Origin of the sequence: Streptococcus mitis (assembly GCF_946188615.1) — a bacterium.
GTDB lineage: Bacteria > Bacillota > Bacilli > Lactobacillales > Streptococcaceae > Streptococcus > Streptococcus mitis_BZ.
Genome location: NZ_CAMHVK010000001.1, coordinates 23,106 through 42,757, shown reverse-complemented (window position 1 = coordinate 42,757; position 19,652 = coordinate 23,106). Strand labels below are relative to the sequence as shown.

The 19,652-nt window shown below is 38.9% G+C and carries 4 protein-coding genes; all 4 read right to left on the bottom strand.

The window, feature by feature from the left end; genetic code table 11:
* Positions 1-299: 299 nt before the first annotated feature.
* Positions 300-1,805, bottom strand: a complete 1,506-nt coding sequence (gene pyk, locus OCF95_RS00120; RefSeq protein ID WP_020902894.1) for a pyruvate kinase — start codon at positions 1,803-1,805, stop codon at positions 300-302.
* Between the two features lie 56 nt (positions 1,806-1,861).
* A complete protein-coding gene (gene pfkA, locus OCF95_RS00115) occupies positions 1,862-2,869 on the bottom strand; it encodes a 6-phosphofructokinase (RefSeq protein WP_000820863.1) in 1,008 nt (335 codons plus the stop codon).
* Positions 2,870-2,950: 81 nt separating this feature from the next.
* The gene (locus OCF95_RS00110) at positions 2,951-6,052 is read right to left on the bottom strand and encodes a DNA polymerase III subunit alpha (protein ID WP_261104553.1); all 3,102 of its coding nucleotides are present in this window, start codon (positions 6,050-6,052) and stop codon (positions 2,951-2,953) included.
* Positions 6,053-6,185: 133 nt separating this feature from the next.
* Positions 6,186-19,484: a mucin-binding protein gene (locus OCF95_RS00105; RefSeq protein WP_261104551.1), complete on the bottom strand. Its 13,299-nt coding sequence runs from the start codon at positions 19,482-19,484 to the stop codon at positions 6,186-6,188.
* Positions 19,485-19,652: the final 168 nt, after the last annotated feature.

Below are 19,652 nucleotides of genomic sequence, written 5' to 3'. Positions count from 1 at the left end.
CCTTGAGTCATCAGGGAGTTATTTTTTATCTCTGTCTTAACTAAACATTTTATGAAGTTTACGTAAAAAACAACATACTTTAAAAGCTATCGTGTCACAGTTTGGGCATAAAGCCGAAAACTACCAATTAGAACTATCCTCACGTTACAAAAAGTCTGTAGCAAGCAGTATTTGACGCATTTGATACCGTCGCATTAAATCGAAAGTAAAAAGTTTTGCCCCATTTGTGCTCCATAGACAAAAAAAGAGCCCATCATACAGGCTAGAAAGCTTGATATGATAGGCTTTTTAATGTTAGATTAGCGTACTGTGCGGATACGCATTGTGTTTGTACGAACAGCTTCTCCAACTGGCACACCAGCTACGATAACGATATCGTCACCAGATTGTACAAGTCCTGCTTCAACTGCTTTACGTTCAGCGATTTCGAACATATCATCAGTTGATGATGGAGCATCTGTCAACATTGGGATAACACCCCAGTTCAACATCAATCCACGTTCTGTCAATTCGTCGAATGTCAATGCCAAGATGTCAGCATTTGGACGGTATTTAGAAATCAAACGTGCAGTGTGACCTGTCTTAGTAAGGGTTACAACCAATTTGATATCCATTGAGTTAGTAGCATCTTTAACAGCTGAAGCCATTACTTCTGTCTTAGAGTTACGTTCAAATGAATCTGAGTTCAAACGTCCGTATTCGTTAAGAAGAGTTTGAGCGTTCTTGTCGATTGTAGCCATTGTAGTTACTGACTCAAGTGGGTATTTACCATTTGCAGACTCACCTGAAAGCATTGTAGCGTCAGTTCCATCGATAACAGCGTTAAATACGTCTGATACTTCTGAACGAGTTGCACGTGGTTTTTCAGTCATTGTTTCAAGCATGTTTGTTGCAGTGATAACAACTTTACCTGCAGCATTGACTTTAGTGATAATCATTTTTTGGTAAACTGGAACCATTTCGAATGGTACTTCGATACCCATGTCACCACGAGCGATCATGATACCATCAGCAGCTTCGATGATTTCATCCAAGTTATCGATACCTTGTTGGTTTTCGATTTTAGCGAACAATTGAACATGTCCATTTCCAGTTTCTTCACAGATTGCACGAACTTCGTTAACGTCTTTAGCAGTACGTACGAATGAAATCGCGATGAAGTTGATACCTTGTTCAAGACCGAAGCGGATATCATCGTTATCACGATCAGCAAGAGCTGGGAAAGGAATTTTAGTGTTAGGGATGTTAACACCTTTTTGTTTAGCAATTACGCCATCGTTTTCAACTTCAACTTCAAATTCACGAGTTGCATCATCTTTAGCAACCACACGAAGACCAAGTTTACCATCGTCAACCAAAACTTGACGACCAACTTCAACATCATCATAGATATCAAGAGCACCAGCAACGTTCAATGCAATCACATCACGAGTTGATTTGATTCCCTGTTTAGTTGCAACACGGATTTTCTCACCAGTTTTGTATGAATACTCTTTAGCTTCACCTTCGAACAATTCTGTACGGATTTCTGGTCCTTTTGTATCAAGAAGGAAACCAACTTTTTTACCTGCAAGTTTTTCTGCAAGTTTAACAGTTGCCATACGCTCACCTTGTTCTTGGTGGTCACCGTGTGAGAAGTTGAAACGGAATGTGTTAGCACCAGCTTCAATCAATTTGGCAATGTTTTTAGCTGAAGCTTCAACATCAAGTTTTTCACCCCAGTATCCGTCATCACCAAATTTTTTACCACCACGGATTTCTACCGCAGGTCCCAAAGTTGCAACGATTTTTACACGTTTATTCATGATTTTTGTGACTCCTTTATATATGACCTTTTTGGTCTTATTAACTAAATTATAAATTATGACAAGCTCTTATTCAAGCTAGATAGCTCAAGGTCAGCCTTGTGTGGGTTGTTAACCACAATCTTACCATCTGCAGTAAGGCTAAACAATGCTCCTTCTTCTGCAGTTCCAAGAATTGGGTTTTCAACCATTTTCTCGTTACGGATACCAACCGCAACACCACCGATACCTTCTTTAAGAAGTTTAACAGCATGGGCACCCATACGTGACGCCAAAACACGGTCACGCGCAGTTGGAGAACCACCACGTTGAATATGTCCAAGTTCTGTCACACGAAGGTCGCTTGTATCCCCAGCTTCTTTTAGTTTTTGACCAAATTCAGCTGCTGACATAACACCTTCTGCCAAGACGATGATATTGTGTTTTTTACCACACTCATAACCGCATTTAATGCTTTCAACGATATCTTCAATCTTGAATCCTTCTTCAGGAATGATGATTTCATCAGCACCAGTTGCAATACCAGCCCAAAGAGCGATATCACCAGCGTTACGTCCCATAACTTCGATAACAAATGTACGACGGTGACTTGATGATGTATCACGAATCTTATCGATAGCGTCCATAGCAGTCGTAACTGCTGTGTCAAAACCGATTGTGAAGTCAGTACCAACGATATCGTTATCGATTGTACCTGGAAGACCGATAGCTGGGAAGCCATGCTCAGTCAAACGCATAGCACCGTGGTAAGATCCGTCACCACCGATAACAACTACACCTTCAATCCCGTGTTTTTTCAATTGCTCAATCCCTTTAAGTTGCCCTTCAAGTTGAGCGAACTCTGGGTAGCGAGCTGAGTGAAGGAAAGTACCACCACGAGAAATGATATCTCCTACTGAAGCTGCATCTAGGGGATGAATTTCACCGGCAACCATACCAGCATATCCGTCATAGATACCAAATACTTCCATTCCTTCTGAAATTGCTTGACGAACAACTGCACGGATGGCAGCGTTCATACCAGGGGCGTCTCCACCACTAGTCAAAACAGCAATACGTTTCATATTGGTTATGCTCCTTTTTCTTTTAACATTCTTACTGATTATATCACATTTAATTGGAAAATTCTTCTATTTTCCGTAATTTTAGCGATAAATCGTTTTCATAACGATTTCACCTAATTTCGCTTCTAATTCATCAGTTTTAGCTACAAAATGGTTAGGAGAAACAATGGTTTTCTGTTCCTCTTCATACCTGATAATGACTGGGATTGGGCCTTTATACTGGTCTAAAATACGTGAAATTTCTTGATCCGATTCATGATTTTTCACCTGTATCCAAAAGCGTTCAGCAACTGCTTCTCTAATTTCTTGCGCAATCATTTGCAGACGTCCATCACGTGATTGGATTTTTCCTTTTATATAGTAGAAGGCTCCTTCGCTTACTTCCTGTCCAACCTGACGATATAAGTCTGAAAAGAGAGTGACATCCAATTTTTTCTTACTGTCATCCACCTGTAAAAAGGCCATATTTTCACCCTTTTTGGTACGAATTACTTTTATTTTCTGAACTTCAACCAAAATAATAGCGTAGCTATTTTCTGATAAATTTCCGATTGGTGTAATCGGATAAATAGCTCTACTTGCGATAGTTTGTAAGGGATGTTTGCTGACACCTATCCCTAAATGCTCTTGTTCCATATAGAATTTTTCTTGTTCCGTCCAATCTTCCGATTCCTTCCAGCTATAAATTGTATCCCCAAACAAGCTTCCTAACTCTTTCACAAATTCAAATAGATTAGCTAAATTATTAAATACTTTTTGGCGATTTTTTTCAAATGAATCGAAAAGACCAACTTTTACCAAAGGTTCTAGCAGAGGAAGTTTCAGATAATTCTCAGGTAATTTAGCTATAAAATCTTCAATGCTCGAATAGGGTCTATTTTCAATAATCCAAAGCGCCAAATCCTTGCTGACTCCCTTAATCGACTTCAGACCTAGATAGATGGACTTGTTGGCAATTTTATCATGATAAGGAATGGTATTGATGGACAGAGGTGCTACTTCAAAGCCTGCTTCAAGAGCGTCTGACAGATAATCACTGTTGGAAGAATTCAGCATGACCTGATAAAAAATGGCTGGATAATGCGTTTTGAAATAGGCCAACTGGAAGGCCAAGGCTGAGTAGGCATAGGCGTGAGATCGGTTAAATCCATAACCTGCAAACTTCTCCATAACATCAAAGACCTGCTCTGCCTTTTCCCTAGTATGACCAGCATCTAATGATCCTTGAATAAAGGATTCCCTCATTTCATGCATGGCAGAGGCATCCTTTTTCCCCATAGCCCGACGTAAAATATCGGCCTTCCCAAGGCTAAATCCAGCAAATCTCTGAGCAACCTGCATAACCTGCTCCTGATAGAGCATGATGCCGTAGGTTGGAGCCAAAATATCCTCCAGTACTGGATCCAGAACAGTCACTTCTTCCTGCCCATGCTTTCTTGCCACAAAATTATTGATGTAGTCACTGGCACCTGGTCGATTTAGAGAAGTAGTTGCTACGACATCTTCAAAACAGACTGGTTGCACGCGTTTGAGCAAGCGAATGGCACCAGGTTGCTCAAATTGAAAGATACCTTTTGTATTGCCAGAGGCAAATAAAGCTAACGTTTCTTTGTCTTCCAAATCAATTTCTTCAATTTTAAGGTGAATACCTTCTGATTCAGCAAGCAATTCTTGCATCTTCTGGACAAAGGTCAAATTTCGTAGTCCCAGAAAGTCCATTTTCAAAAGCCCACTAGCTTCAACTCCATGAGCATCATATTGAGTCAGTGGAATTTCGTCACCATGCTTCAGAGGGATGTAGTTGGTCAAATCTTGGTCGCTAATCACAACACCAGCCGCATGGACTGAGGTTTGTCTTGGATAGCCCTCTATCTTGCAGGCAATTTCAAAGGCTTTTTGATATTCAAGCTTACTATTGATTTGCTGACGAAACTGGAGATTGCCCTCATAGGCCGACTTAAGATTGTCACGAAAACTGATTTTCTTAGTAATTGCAGATAATTCATACTCTGGCACACCAAAACGTTTTAAAACATCTCGCAAAGCTTGCTTAGCCCCAAAGGTTGAAAAAGTAACGATTTGCGCAGCATGTTTGCTACCATATTTGTTACCAACATATCTGATAAAATCTGGACGATAAATATCAGGGATATCTATATCAATATCAGGCATGGTATAGCGTTCACGATTGAGGAAACGTTCAAAAATCAGATTCTTCTGAATTGGGTCAATCCCTGTGATATCCAAAGCATAGGAAACCAAGCTACCAACTGCAGAACCTCGTCCCATTCCCATATAGTAGCCATTTGAACGTCCAAAACGCAACAAATCCCAAACAACCAAGAAATAATCGTCAAAGCCCATATCATGAATAACAGCCAATTCTTGGTCTAGACGGTCTTGATATTCTTTACCAGTTAACCCCTTCTGAGCAAGCCCCAATTCAGCACGCTCTCTCAACTCTTCTACTGCTGGTCTAGCTGGATTAAAACGAGGCAGTTTCAGACTCGTATCCAAATCATAAGAAATACTTGAAATAAGCTTTTCTAAATTGTCCAAGGCTTGCGGAAAACGTTCTTGGAATAGTTTCTCTAAAGAACTTGCCGATATAAAGACATCTTGTCGTGAACGCAAGGGAACTTCTCTAAGTGGTAGATTTTCTTTAATCGCAGTTAATACTTGCAGAACTTCTCTATCCCTGCTTTCAAAAGAATTGACCCGATACAGTGGCAAAATAGGATGATGAAATTCGCTTGCCAGTGTTTCTGGGTAAACCCCAATATAGTAATCACAGCCTAGATTTAACGACTCCAGTCCATCAAAATAAGGAACAACGACCGCAATATCCTCTAGGTACTGAGATAAAACCGCCCAATTTTTCTCCCCCTGCATCTTGGCTGTTGAGAGTTTCATCAGCTGCTGATAGCCCACACTAGATAGAGCTAAAAAGCGCAGATTCACTTCCTGAGCATCCACAAATACTGTCATTTCAAGCCCCAGCAAAGGATGAATCCCGTATTTTTTGGTAACCTCTAGAAAGTCAAAAGCACCATAAAGATTATCAATATCCATCATGGCCAAATGTGTGTAGCCGAATTCTTTAGCTGCTCTCACATACTTGTCGATTGAAATGACACTCTCCATAAAACTATAGACTGTTTTTGTATCTAGTTGTGCGATCAATTTACACTTCTCCTCTATCGTTCTCACTATATTATACCATTTTCAAAAAGAGAAAGAAAAGAACCTGAGATAGCAAATCTCAAGTTCTTTCTTTATCTGATTGCAAGTTAGCATTTAATGAAAATCAAAATGATTATTCTTCATCTTCTCTTTTCTTACGAGCAATCAATCCAAATCCACTTAGGGCTCCTAGAAGTCCAAGTGCTGCAAGGCTAGCATGATCTTCTGTACCTGTATTTGGAAGTTCACGTTGACCATCCATGTATTGAGGTGTAGAAGGCGCTACTGGTTGAGCTGGAGTTGTTGGAGTTCCATTATTATTTCCATTGTTATCTCCATTATCTGTAGGTGTTACAGGTTGTGGAGTTTCTGGTTCTGGTTTTGGCTCAGGTTTTGGTTCCGGCTTAGGCTCTGGTTTAGGAGTTGGAGCTGGAGTTGGAGCTGGAGTTGGAGCTGGAGTTGGACCTGGGTATGGAGTTGGATTTGGTGTAGGATCCTTAGGAATGTAGTTGATTGGTGTATCTTGCGTTGGATCACCAGGTACCTCTGGTACTTCGTATCCTTTCGTTGGATCGTTTGGATCAACTGGTTTCAATGGTTGACCTTCTGGGTCTACAGGGATAAATCCTGGTACATAAGGTACTTTAGGTTTATCTGTTCCTGGTTTAGTTGGATCTTTAGGATCGTTTGGATATGTGATTGGATTTGTTGGTGTTCCTGGGATATTTGGAATCCATGAACCTAACTTATCGTAAATCACTGTTTCATTGATATCCTTGATTGTATCAGGAGTTACTTGTACATCTTTAGTTGATGATTCTAGATCACCAGCTTTAGCGATGTATCCTTTCACAACTGGTACTGGGTAACCGTTGAAGATATTATCGTTACGATCTGTTGTCCATTCACCATATGTGATTTCACCAGTTACTAAGTTAACTTTCGCTTCACGTGTGAACTTGATTGTTTCAACACGAGTTTCAGAAACTTCGTTTCCATTGCGATCTACATACTTGATCGTACGTGTAGCTGATTTCTCAGTTACAAGATCTTTCACAGTATTTGGCCATACTGGGCTGTTTGGATCGTTAGGGAATACTGGTTTACCTGGTTCTGGTGTAGATGGTGTCACAGGTGTTCCATCTGGATTCTTCGGTAAGTTTGGATCAGTTGGATCTATTGGTTTACCTGGTGTAACTGGAATAATTCTTTCAGCTACTGTTACAGTGAAGATTTGATCTACAGATTTATCTTTATCAAATACTCTATCTGTATCTTTAGATGGGAACTCGTTCTTAACGACTCTATAACCAGCTTTTTCAAGTTTTTCAATAGTCTTAGTTACTTCATCAACTTTAGACTTAGTGAAGTTAGCTCCTGAATCACCTTCATCAATTACTGGAGTTGATACTACTTTACCTTTTTCATCTACGAAGTTAGTGATAGCTTTTTGTTTATCAGTTACGTAAGTGATTGGCGTATCAGTTCCTGGATCTGTTGGTACTGGTGGTACTTCATATCCTTTAGTTGGATCGTTTGGATCTACTGGTGTTAATGGAACTAGTGGGTTATCCGGACTAATTGGTTTAGTTGGATCTTTTGGCACCACCGGTGTAGTTCCTGGGATATAAGGCACTTTAGGTTTATCAGTTCCAGGTTTAGTTGGATCTTTTGGATCGTTTGGATACGTAACCGGAGGAACTGGTGTAGAACCTTCTGGTACTTTTGGAATCCATGAACCAAGTTTAGTGTAGACAACTTCGATATTTTCATCTTTAGAGTCTGCAGTTAATCCTGTTGTAGCTGCTACTTCTTTTTGTTTGGCATCTTTCAGGATGTAGCCTTTAACTACTGGTGATTCAACTTTATCGAATGTTGTATCTCCATCTTTAGCTGTCCAGTTACCGTAAGTGATTTCACCTGTTACTGAATTGATCTTAGCTTCACGATTGAATGTAACTTTATCAGTTACTTTCTTAGCTACTTCCTCACCATTTTCATTAATGTATTTAATTGTACGGTTCACGTGGCGAGTTGTATCAATCTTCTTAATTAGATCTTCAGTCCATTTTGGTCCATCAGGGTTCTTAGGATCGATTGGATCACCTGGTTTTGGTTTATTAGGATCATTTGGATTTTCTGGATCTACTGGTTTGATTGGCTCAACGTGTGGTGTAACTGTAACTACGAAGCTTTGATCTACTTTCGTATCTTTATCGTAGTTCTTATCTGTAGCAGTTGTGAATCCGTCACTTACTAAGTCATATCCTAGAGCTTTCAATTCAGCAAGTTTAGCTACTGTACTGTAGTCGATTGGTTCTCCAGATTTACCTTCTAGGTTATCTGTGTGAAGTACTGTTCCAGTTCCTTCTACCACATAAGTTACTTTTGCTTTCTGAGTATCTTTCTCATAAGTGATTTCAGTATCTTCTGTTGGGGTTTCAGGTGTTGGTGGAACATATCCTTTACTTGGATCGTTTGGATCTACTGGTTTCAGTGGGTTTCCATTTGGACCTTTTGGTGTAGTTCCTGGTACGTAAGGAACGATTGGTCTATCGTTTCCTGGTTTAGTTGGATCGTTCGGATCATTTGGATATGGAAGTGGATCAATTGGTGTTTCACCTTCTGGTACTTTCGGTACCCATGAACCAAGTTTAGTGTAAACTACTTCGATGTTTTCATCTTTAGAGTCTGCAGTTAATCCTGTTGTAGCTGCTACTTCTTTTTGTTTGGCATCTTTCAGGATGTAGCCTTTAACTACTGGTGATTCAACTTTATCGAATGTTGTATCTCCATCTTTAGCTGTCCAGTTACCGTAAGTGATTTCACCTGTTACTGAATTGATCTTAGCTTCACGATTGAATGTAACTTTATCAGTTACTTTCTTAGCTACTTCCTCACCATTTTCATTAATGTATTTAATTGTACGGTTCACGTGGCGAGTTGTATCAATCTTCTTAATTAGATCTTCAGTCCATTTTGGTCCATCAGGGTTCTTAGGATCGATTGGATCACCTGGTTTTGGTTTATTAGGATCATTTGGATTTTCTGGATCTACTGGTTTGATTGGCTCAACGTGTGGTGTAACTGTAACTACGAAGCTTTGATCTACTTTCGTATCTTTATCGTAGTTCTTATCTGTAGCTGTTGTGAATCCGTCACTTACTAGGTCATATCCTAGAGCTTTCAATTCAGCAAGTTTAGCTACTGTACTGTACTCGATTGGTTCTCCAGATTTACCTTCTAGGTTATCTGTGTGAAGTACTGTTCCTGTTCCTTCTACCACATAAGTTACTTTCGCTTTTTGAGTATCTTTCTCATAAGTGATTTGCGTATCTTCTGTTGGATTTTCAGGTGTTGGTGGAACATATCCTTTACTTGGATCGTTTGGATCTACTGGTTTCAGTGGATTTCCATTTGGATCTTTTGGAGTTGTTCCTGGAACGTGAGGAATCACTGTTGTTGGTGTTCCTGGTTTAGTTGGATCTGTTGGATCGTTTGGATATTGAGGTTTCTCAACTTTTGGAACTTCGAATCCTTCTGGTACTTTTGGTACATATTTACCTAGTGGTGTGTAAACAACATTTACTACAGAATCAGCTGCATCGTGAGCTACGTTCTCTACTTTTTCAACTGCTTTAATATCCGCAACGTATCCGTCGATAACTGGTGATGTTACTTCAGCTAATGTTTGAGGTTCAGTCCAATCAGAAGTATAAGTGATTTCACCTGTTACTTTGTTTAAATCACCTTTACGAGAGTAACGAAGTTTTTGTTCTACAGTAGCTGCAGCTTCTTGACCACGTTTAGCTTCTTCTACTTTATCAGTATTAGCGTATCTGTAGTTGATTGTACGATTTACTTCATCTAGTAATCCTAGTTGTTCGTATGTACGTTGTTTTGGATCTCCAGGTACTTTGTCTCCTGGTTTTGGAGTTGTGTTTGGATTGTTTGGATCTAGCGGTTTATCTGGATCGATTGGAGTGATTCCCTCTTTAACGATTACATAGTAAACTTGACTAATTCCATCATTACCTTTGTCATCCTTGTCATCAAATGTACGGTTAGCTTCTGCGTAGAATGCTACACGTTCTGCTGTATAAGCTGCATCAGTTGGAGCAACAACTTCATAACCTTTAGCTTCTAATTCAGCTTTAACGTTATCGATGTTTGTTGTCTTGATTGCTTTACCTGTATCTCCTGCTTCCGCAACTGATACGTGAACGGCAGTTCCATCCTCTTTAATGAAGTGAACTAGAGCAACTTGAGAACCATCTTTCACATACGTAATTGTAGTGTTTTGAGTTGGATCTTCTGGTACTTTCGGTACTTCATATCCTGCCGTTGGATCGTTAGGATCTTTCGGAGTTAATGGTTTACCGTTTGGTCCTACTGGTGTTGTTCCAGGGATGTATGGTACTACTGGAGTTTCAGTAGGTGTTCCTGGTTTTGTAGGATCGTTTGAATTATTTGGATATGGTTTTGGCGTTAAGTCAGTATTCGCTGGAGGTGTTACTCCTTCTGGAATTACTGGAACATATGAACCAAGTTTACGGTAGATGATTGTTTCTTCACTATCTTTATCCGTAGCTTTAACACTTTCACGAGCTGTTGATTTAGCTGCTGAAGCTACATATCCTTCTTTAGCTGGTGTTGGCACAGCATCGATTGTTGTATCATTGTCTTTAGCTGTCCATGTACCAAAGTTAGAGATTGCTCCTGTTACTGGATCTAAGTCAGCTGTACGAGTGAATGTTAATGTTTGTACATTGTCAGGGATACCTGCATCTGATCCGTCAGCTAGTTTGTAGTGAACTGTGTGTGTTACTTCTTCGATTAATCCTAATTCTTTGTAAGTACGTCCTTTTGGATCGTTTGGTACTTTGTCTTCAGGTTTAGGAGTAACATTTGGAGTATTTGGATCTACTGGCTTACTTGGATCGATATTTGCTGGTTTGGTAGTATAGATTACTGTTTCAGTAATATCCTCAGCAGTTGCTGTTACTTCTGTCGCTGGTACAGTCTCTTTATCTGGAGTGAAGTTTGTAACTTTTGGTGAAGTTACAGCTTCAAATGTTTGAGCTGGTGACCATTCTCCGAATGTAACCTTACCAGTTACTGGATTGATAGTTGCTGAACGTTTGAACTCTTTAGTTTCTTGTACTGAATCAGCAGCCTTTGAACCATCTGCGTAAACATACTTGATTGTACGTTTCACTTCCTCTTTACGTCCGTCTTCTAACTCTTTGATTAACTCTGGAGTCCATTTTGGTCCTGTTGGATTATTTGGATCGATTGGTTGATCTTTAGTTGGAGTTGGGTCGTTTGGATTTACAGTAATTGGCTTAGCAGTTACTAGGACTTTGTATACTTGGTTAGTCTTAGAATCTGCATCGAATGTACCATCTGTTGGGTAGTTGTTTTCAACAACTGTGTATCCTTTAGCTTTAAGTGCTTCAATTGTTGATGTTACATCAGCAGCTTTAGTGAATGCTTTACCTGTATCACCAGTATCTACTACTGATTCTGCAACTGCACCTTTTTCAGTCTTATCCGTTTCACTGTTTACTTCGATGAAGTGAACAACCGCTACTTGTGATCCATCTTTAACATAGGTAATTGTAGTGTTCTCTGTTGGATCTGTTGGTAAGCCTGGTACTTCATATCCTTTGGTTGGATTGTTAGGATCTTTCGGTGTCAATGGTTTTCCATTTGGTCCTACTGGTGTTGTTCCAGGGATGTATGGTACTACTGGTGTTTCAGTAGGTGTTCCTGGTTTTGTAGGATCTGCTGGAGTTGCATTTGGATATGGTTTTGGATTTAGGTCAGCATCTGCCGGAGGTGTGATGCCTTCTGGTACTACTGGTACATATGAACCAAGTTTACGGTAGATAATTGTTTCTTCACTATCTTTATCCGTAGCTGATACATTTGTACGTTCTGTAGATGTTTTCGCTGAAGCCACATATCCATCTTTATTTGGTGTTGTTACAGCATCAATTGTTGTATCTCCACCTCTAGCTTTCCATGTACCGTAGTTAGAGATTGCTCCTGTTACTGGATCTACCTCTGCAGTACGTGTAAATGTTAATGTTTGTACATTATCAGCGATACCTGCATCTGAACCGTCTTCAAGTTTGTAGTGAACTGTGTGTGTTACTTCTTCAACTAAACCTAGTTCTCTGTACGTACGTCCTTTTGGATCATTAGGTACTACATCATCAGGTTGTGGAGTAACATTTGGATTTGTTGGATCTGTTGGTTTGTTAGGGTCTACAGTTGTTGGTTTTGTAGAGTAGATTACTGTCTCTTCAAAGTCTTTATCTGTAGCCGCTACAGTTTTCGCTGGTACGTCTGCAACTGCTGGTGTTACACCTGCAACTGCCGCAGTGTATTTCTCAAGTGTTGGAGAAGTTACTGCCTCGAATGTTTGATCAGCTGACCAATCTCCGTATATGATTTCTCCTGTTGCTACATTAATCTTACCAGAACGAGTGAATTTAAGTGTTTTAACTTTCTTATCAGCTACACTTGTTAAATCAGACTCTGCTACTGGAGTACCATCTTCGTATACATACTTAATAGTACGTGTTACTTCTTCTTGTACTTTTACAGCGTTGATTAAGGCTTCAGTCCATTTTGGTCCATCTGGATTATTTGGATCGATTGGTGTTACACCTGGAGTTGGTTTTGGATTGTCATCACTTGATGGTTTTGTTGGATCAAATGATGGAATATCAACTACTTTAGCTTTGAATTTCACAACATATTCTTGATCAACTGCTGCATCTTTATCGAATTTATCAGTTGAAACAAATTCGTTATTTACTAATTCGTAACCTTTTTTCTTCAATTCGGCAATTTTAGCTTCAACTGAAGTTGCTGTTGTAGCTGGGTAAGCTGCTTCAGATTTACCTGTTACTGCGATTGGATCTGCAAGACCTGGAGTAATGACTTTATCTGTATTAGTAGGATCTACTTCTACGAATTTAACTACAGCTTTTTGTGCCACTGGAGTATAAAGAACTGTAATCTTGTAGTCATCTGCTTCAGCATCGATTGCTGCAGTCGCTTCTACGGTAGCGTTATCTGGAACATAACCAGTTACTTCTGGAGAGTTAACAAGGTTGAATTTATCATCTTTAGCTTTTTCTGCATCAGATAATGTAATCGCATCGTTAGATGTTCCACCTACTGGAGTCCATGGTCCAAATGTAACGATTGATTTTTGAGCAGCTGTTGCATCTGCTGCAATTGCTTTGTTTGTGATGTGATCGTAGTAAACTGTACGAGCTTTGTATTCTTCTGGAGAATCATATCCACTCTTATCCAATACAGCCTTATAAGTAGCGTATTCTGTTGGATATTCTTTTGCAGCTAATGTGTAATCGATTGTACGGTCACGTTCATAGTGAAGTGTTTCGGTCACTGTTGGTGCTGCTGTTGTTCCACGTTTATCTGCTGGTACATCATCCGTACTTGCATATTTGTACTCGATTGTACGAGTTACTTCTTGAGTGTCTTTAATTTTACGAGTAACTCTCTTGTGACGTAGATAGACATTGAATGCTTGATCTACTTCTTTATCATCATCGAACTTACGTCCACCTTCTACAGCTGTACCTTGAGAGTTATTTGTATAGTCATCTGTTACTAATTCATAACCAAGGTCTTCATATTTCTTGATCGTTTTAGCTGTTGCATAAGGAATCGCTGTATGAGACTTACCTTGTAGTTCTGGAACACCATATGTTGTTTTCGCATCTGCACCTGTTGCAGGAGCTGGATTAGCGTTTTGAACTTCAAGAATACGAGCATCTCCTGTTGCATCTAAGTCGATATACGTTACATTCGCTTTTTGTTTATCAGCTTTGTAAACAACATACATATCGAAGTCATCTTTGTCGTCTGAACGAACTTCTGATACTAATGGTTCATAAGCTCCAACGTCTTTCGTATTATCAGCTACTGGAGTATATAATCCAACAGGTTGTTTACCATTGTGAATGTGTCCCATCTTACCATCAGCATTCGGTGTGAAGTTAGCTGTTACTACTTCAGCAGTGTATCCTTTAACAGTTGGTGAGATAATTTCTTTGAATTTAGAGTTTGCATCACTTGAAGCTGTCCATTTACCAATGATAATTGAACCTTGATTGAACTGTGTTCCTGCTGGGATAGTATCTCCAACTTTATAAACATGGCCAGTTGCATCTGTAACTTGGTTCGCAGTTGTAATCGCAGTATCAGTAGTTCCTGCTTCAGAGAAGATCTTGTATTCACGAGTATAGTCAATCGTTTGTGTACGAGTAACTGGTGTGTTATCGATAGCTACGATTGGATCATTATCTTTATAAGAATCTTGACTTGCTGGATTATCATTATCATTTTCGTATACATAGTGAATTGTACGAGTAATCGATGCTTTTGATTGTGGTTTAACTATTGGAATATATTTCGCTTTACCATAGTCAGTTCCATATTTACTTGTTACAGAATCCCCTGCTACTTTATCGTTATAGTCGATATCAGGTTGTTGTTTTACTACACCTGTACCTGTACCTACGAACTTAGGATGTGGAGTAAATTTAATTTCACCACTATCTTGATTTAATGTGTACGTACCTTCATTTTCGATTACGATTTCTGTATCTGTTACTTTAGTATAGCTACGAGGTACTGTTGTAACTTCTCCAGTTTCAGGATCAATATGAACTGCATCTGGAAGTTTAGAACCCATTAAGTTCTCATACGTTGTTGCTTCGCGAGATCCTTTTGGAACAATATCATTGTTAGCGTTGTATGTTGTTCCGTTTAATGTGACACTCTCACCTTTCGGAACAAGCTGATCCGCTGGAGTCTCTTTCCCTAAAACAGAGAATTTATCAGCCGTAACTTGTGGAATAGTCTCACCATTTTGATATGTTTTCTTCCATGTAGTTATTTGAGCTCCTCCAGTTATCTTAAGTGGAGTAACAAGTTGATCACCTTTTTGAACTTTACTTCCTACTGGAATAACAACATTTGCTTCATTTCTTAAAACTGTTGTCGGCTCTGTAACTGTAGGTTCTGCACCTTCTAAAATTGCTCCTGCAGGTACTGAACCAGTACCATATCGAACATTACTTACAAGTACATCTCCTGTTCCATTAACTGTCACAGCTTCAGTTTCAGCGATTCTTGTATTTGCAGGAATCTTATCAGCCGGTTTGAATGTTGCTGTGTTTCCACTAGGTAATGTTACTTCTGTTTCTTTATCAACTTTTGTATCTTCAGTATATACTTTTCCAGGAATTTCTTTTTTAGTTGCTAAAGTTGGTTTTTTAGTTTTATCTAAAATTGCAAAATTCGCTGTATACTTCGTATCTTCAATCTTATCATTTGTTACTGTTTCAACAGTTGCATAAGCAGGAATGGTTGGATTAGATTTTTGCTCGGCACCTTGTACATCTTCTGTAATTGTGTCTTCACCTACTGGACGTACGTCAATAACAGTTGGAATATAGCTAGTATCCATTGATTTGTAGCCGTTATTTCCATTATTTACATTTTCAAGAACCTTGTCTTTTTCTGCTAGTGTAGTAGATGTTTTAGAAGCTTCGATAGTATCATTTGTTGCTTCCCAACCAGTTGAACTATTGTTATCATCCCATGCACGAACTGCAATACCTTTTGCTGTACCTACATATGCGTCTACCGGTTTAAAGGTTAAAGTAGTTTCATATAGACCATTACCAATAGAAACATTCTTACCGTTACTTGCTGGGTTTACTTTATATGTACCTACTTCATTTCCTGCAGTATCATATTCAGTATATGTGTCAAGTAAGTATTCTGTTTTGTTATTCAATGGATTTGTAATTTTTAGACCTTTACCGAGAACTTTATTGTTCTTATCTTTAACGGCTACATACTCTCCAGTGAATACTGTTGCACCATTACGTTCAACGAAAACTTTACCATTATCACCTTTACGATAGTTTGATGGTAATTCGCTATCTGTTGGTGTGTACGCTTCTTCTGACGCCACTTGTTTATCTGTTAAAACAATTTTCGGTGGTAAGCTTTCATTTTCAATCTGAGCCCATTGTTTATATTTGGAATCTTTGTTTTTACCACTAGCTGTAAACATCGCATTTGTTGGTAACTTAACAGTTTGTTCACGACCTTGGAAGTCACTGGTTTCATGTTTAGTACCGCGTGGCATGTGAATCACATGTGTTTCAAAGTCTTCTACTTCCCCTGATGATGCTACACCTGTTGGTTCTAGAATTTCATCTTTAGTTAACGAAATACGTAAACGCACACCTAAGCTATCTGCTGAAGTATCTAATAATTGAGGTGTATTTTTAAATTTAATATTGTAAGTTCCGTTTTTGTTAACTTCTACAATTTCTGAAGATTCATTAAGATCGAATTTACCATTATTATTAAAATCTACCCAACCACGAACATAGGCTTTGTCATTATTGACACCAAGATTAGCACGAACTCCTTCAAGAACATATTCATTTCCTTGTGCTTGGCGGAGTTTATACTCAGTTGCCACCGCTGGATCAAGTAATTGACTTTCTCCTTCATCGCCAAGAGTACCTTCACCTAAAGCACCAGTTGTATGGTTATAAACCCCACGGATTGGAAGCTTCGTTTGAGGATTTGCCATCTCAATAACATCACCTTGATTCAAAAGCACACGAGTGTTATCAGCTTTTTCAATAACAGCATTTCCATTTGGTAATAATAAGTATTTACCTGTCACACCCTTATCTGTTGTTACAATTGTTTTTCCTGATTCTAATGGTGTTTCTTTATATTTCTCAGATGTGATTAAGTCATCTAGTACCCAGCCACCTGAAGGGTCAGTTTTAGTTGAACGGAAATCTGGATCTCCTTTAACATTACCTAAGTATGGCTGAGTAGCTGTTACCTGAGTTTTCACACCATCTTTAATAACTTCTTTGTTAAAGTCCCCGATAATATGTTGTGCAGAGCCGTAAGATTGTGGAGCGTCTCCACCGTCATAAATCATGAAACCAATTGTTCCTGCTTGCGCACCTGCGGAGTTTAAATACATTGATAATGTTTTAACGTTTTGAGATAGAGCAATTGGTAATGAGTTTTTAGAACCCATAGATGTGTAGTTAGCTCCGAATGTATTTGTTCCATAAGCAGAAGGGTTCCCATTTTCATCTACGTTAACCCAATCTTTTGGATTATACCCTGCTTCTGCAAGACGTCCATCAGCATTAACATCACTTTGTCTACTTGGATAAACTCCTTGAGCAGTTTTTTCATCAATGTCTTTTTGAAGGTTTAACGCCATGAATTGTTCCCATTTCGTTCCATCTGTCTCGAATTGAACAATTTCAGTACGTCCAGCTTCTTCTGCATCCGCAGCAATTACGTTAACATCTACGATACGCCCGTTATAAGTAGCAGAAAGTGCAAATGTTACCCCAACGTTTGATTCATCGCGAGACGATGTAAATGAAGTAAGCATTTCACTTCCATCTGGATTTGTTGTTGGAAGCCCAGCTTTTCTTAAGTATGACCATTGAGTATCTTGAGCTGTTATAAGTACATCCGCTTTTCTTTCGTTACCAATTTTTTTATAAAGATTAGCTGATCCTGATGGTACAGCCTTACCATTCACATTAATATAAGTGAACCCAGTTTCTGACAATTTTGTTGCAGATAACTTTTGAGTTTCAATAGCGTCATTATAAGCTTTTACCGCTGCATGGTAAGCAGCTGCTTTTGAATAGTAGGCATCTGTATTGGCAAATGTTTCTGTTGGGTATTCTGGTAGTGTTAATGCTACACCATTTACGGAAACTGTTGGATTATTAGCCAACGTTGTTTTGTTCTTAGTAGCATTTGCTTTGAATCTTTTGTCTTCAGCCTGTGCTTTTGCTAATTGTTTTTCCGAACCCCAATCACCATAATCACGTACAGCATTCACTGGTCCTGCTGGTGTTTTATTTGGATCAGAGTCTACTGCTTTGGAACCTAGTTTAATAACAGTTGCTGTTAAAGCATATCCTTCAACTTTCGTTTTAACATTAAACTTCATACCTTCTTGCAGGGCTTCGTAAAGTTCATGATCGTTTTGAGCTCCACCTGTGTAGTAAAGGTGTTCTACATATTTCGAAGTTCCTGAATTTAAGAATTTATCATCAGTAGTTAATCCTTTTGATCCATCTGGGTATGTTACATCACGAACCATTGTGATTTTACCAGTTACCTTATCTCCATTTGGATAAGTTATAGTTTTTGTTATCGGTTGCGCTAGCTTTCTTGCAGGCCCTACTACTGTACCATTAGAGTAGGTAATAGATGCTGCTGCAAAGTCGAACCAGTTAATATTATTTTTAAGTTGCTCTAAGTTTTTTGTACCCGCAGTACCAACAACAGTATTTCCAGAAGGAATATTAGTTTTAACACCATTTAAAGTAACAGTTGCTTCACCTGCAGTCGCGTTTCCTTTTTTTACTACCTCAATCATAGAAGGATCCGTAATACTTGGATTGGCATTCATGATTTCACGTTTAACCGCAGCTACTTCTTCATCTGTTAATTCATTAATATTTTTTACCGGAGTCTTAGTTGTAGGAGCTACGATTGCTGTATTGGTAGTAGTTTCAGCTGCTAAAACAGCTTCAACTTTACCTATGTGTCCTGCACGTTTCATCTCAGCATAGACTGCTTCGATGGCAGATGAGATACGTTGGAGTTGGGCATCCAATTCTTCTTTTGTGATTTCACCTGCAGCAAGTGCTTTCTTAGATGCTTCGATTTGGACTTTAGCTGAAGCTACTGCAGTTGCGATTGCTTCTTTTCCAGCTTTATCTTCTGCCTTTTTATCCGCAAAGTTTGAGGCAGTTGTGTTCAATACTTCTGCTTCAGATGTCAACTGTTCAAGGACAGTTTTAGTAGCAGTAATTGGGTTTTCTGCTTTCTTTTCATCCTTTTTATCAGCTTTTTCATCAACTGCTTTATCAGCTTTTTTGTCAGTTGAAGGAGCAGTTAGTGTTGCTTTTTCTTTGTCAGCTGCTTCTGTTTTTTCAGTTGTAGCTGTCTCAGCTACTTTTTCATCTTTCTTAGATGCTTCAGCAGCTAATTTTGCAACTTCCTCATCACTCAAGGCCGGCTTTTCTACTACAGCCGCTTCTGTCGTAGCAGAAAGAGCTGGTGTCGTCACATTTGCGACATTCTCACTTACCTTATCATCTTTTGGAGCAGATGCCACAGCTTCTGTTTTATTTTCAGTAGCTGTTTCTTCTGCTTTGGCAGTCGTTTGGGCAGCACCCAAAATCAAGGCTGTCCCCAACAGCACACTCGCAGCACCAAAATGATACTTACGAATAGAGAAACGTTGGCTCAAGCCATACCAATCAAAAGATTTATTTTTTTGTCTTTTTGATTTATACATAATGTTCACTTTCCACATTTTTTTATGTAATTTCAAATTACAACTACATATCATAAATTATACCACGTAAATACCATCAAAACAACTATAATCAACAGTTTAATCAACAGTTTTTTTCTGTGTTATAAAAGTATTTTTTTCTTGTTATTTTAAAAATTAATATGTTAA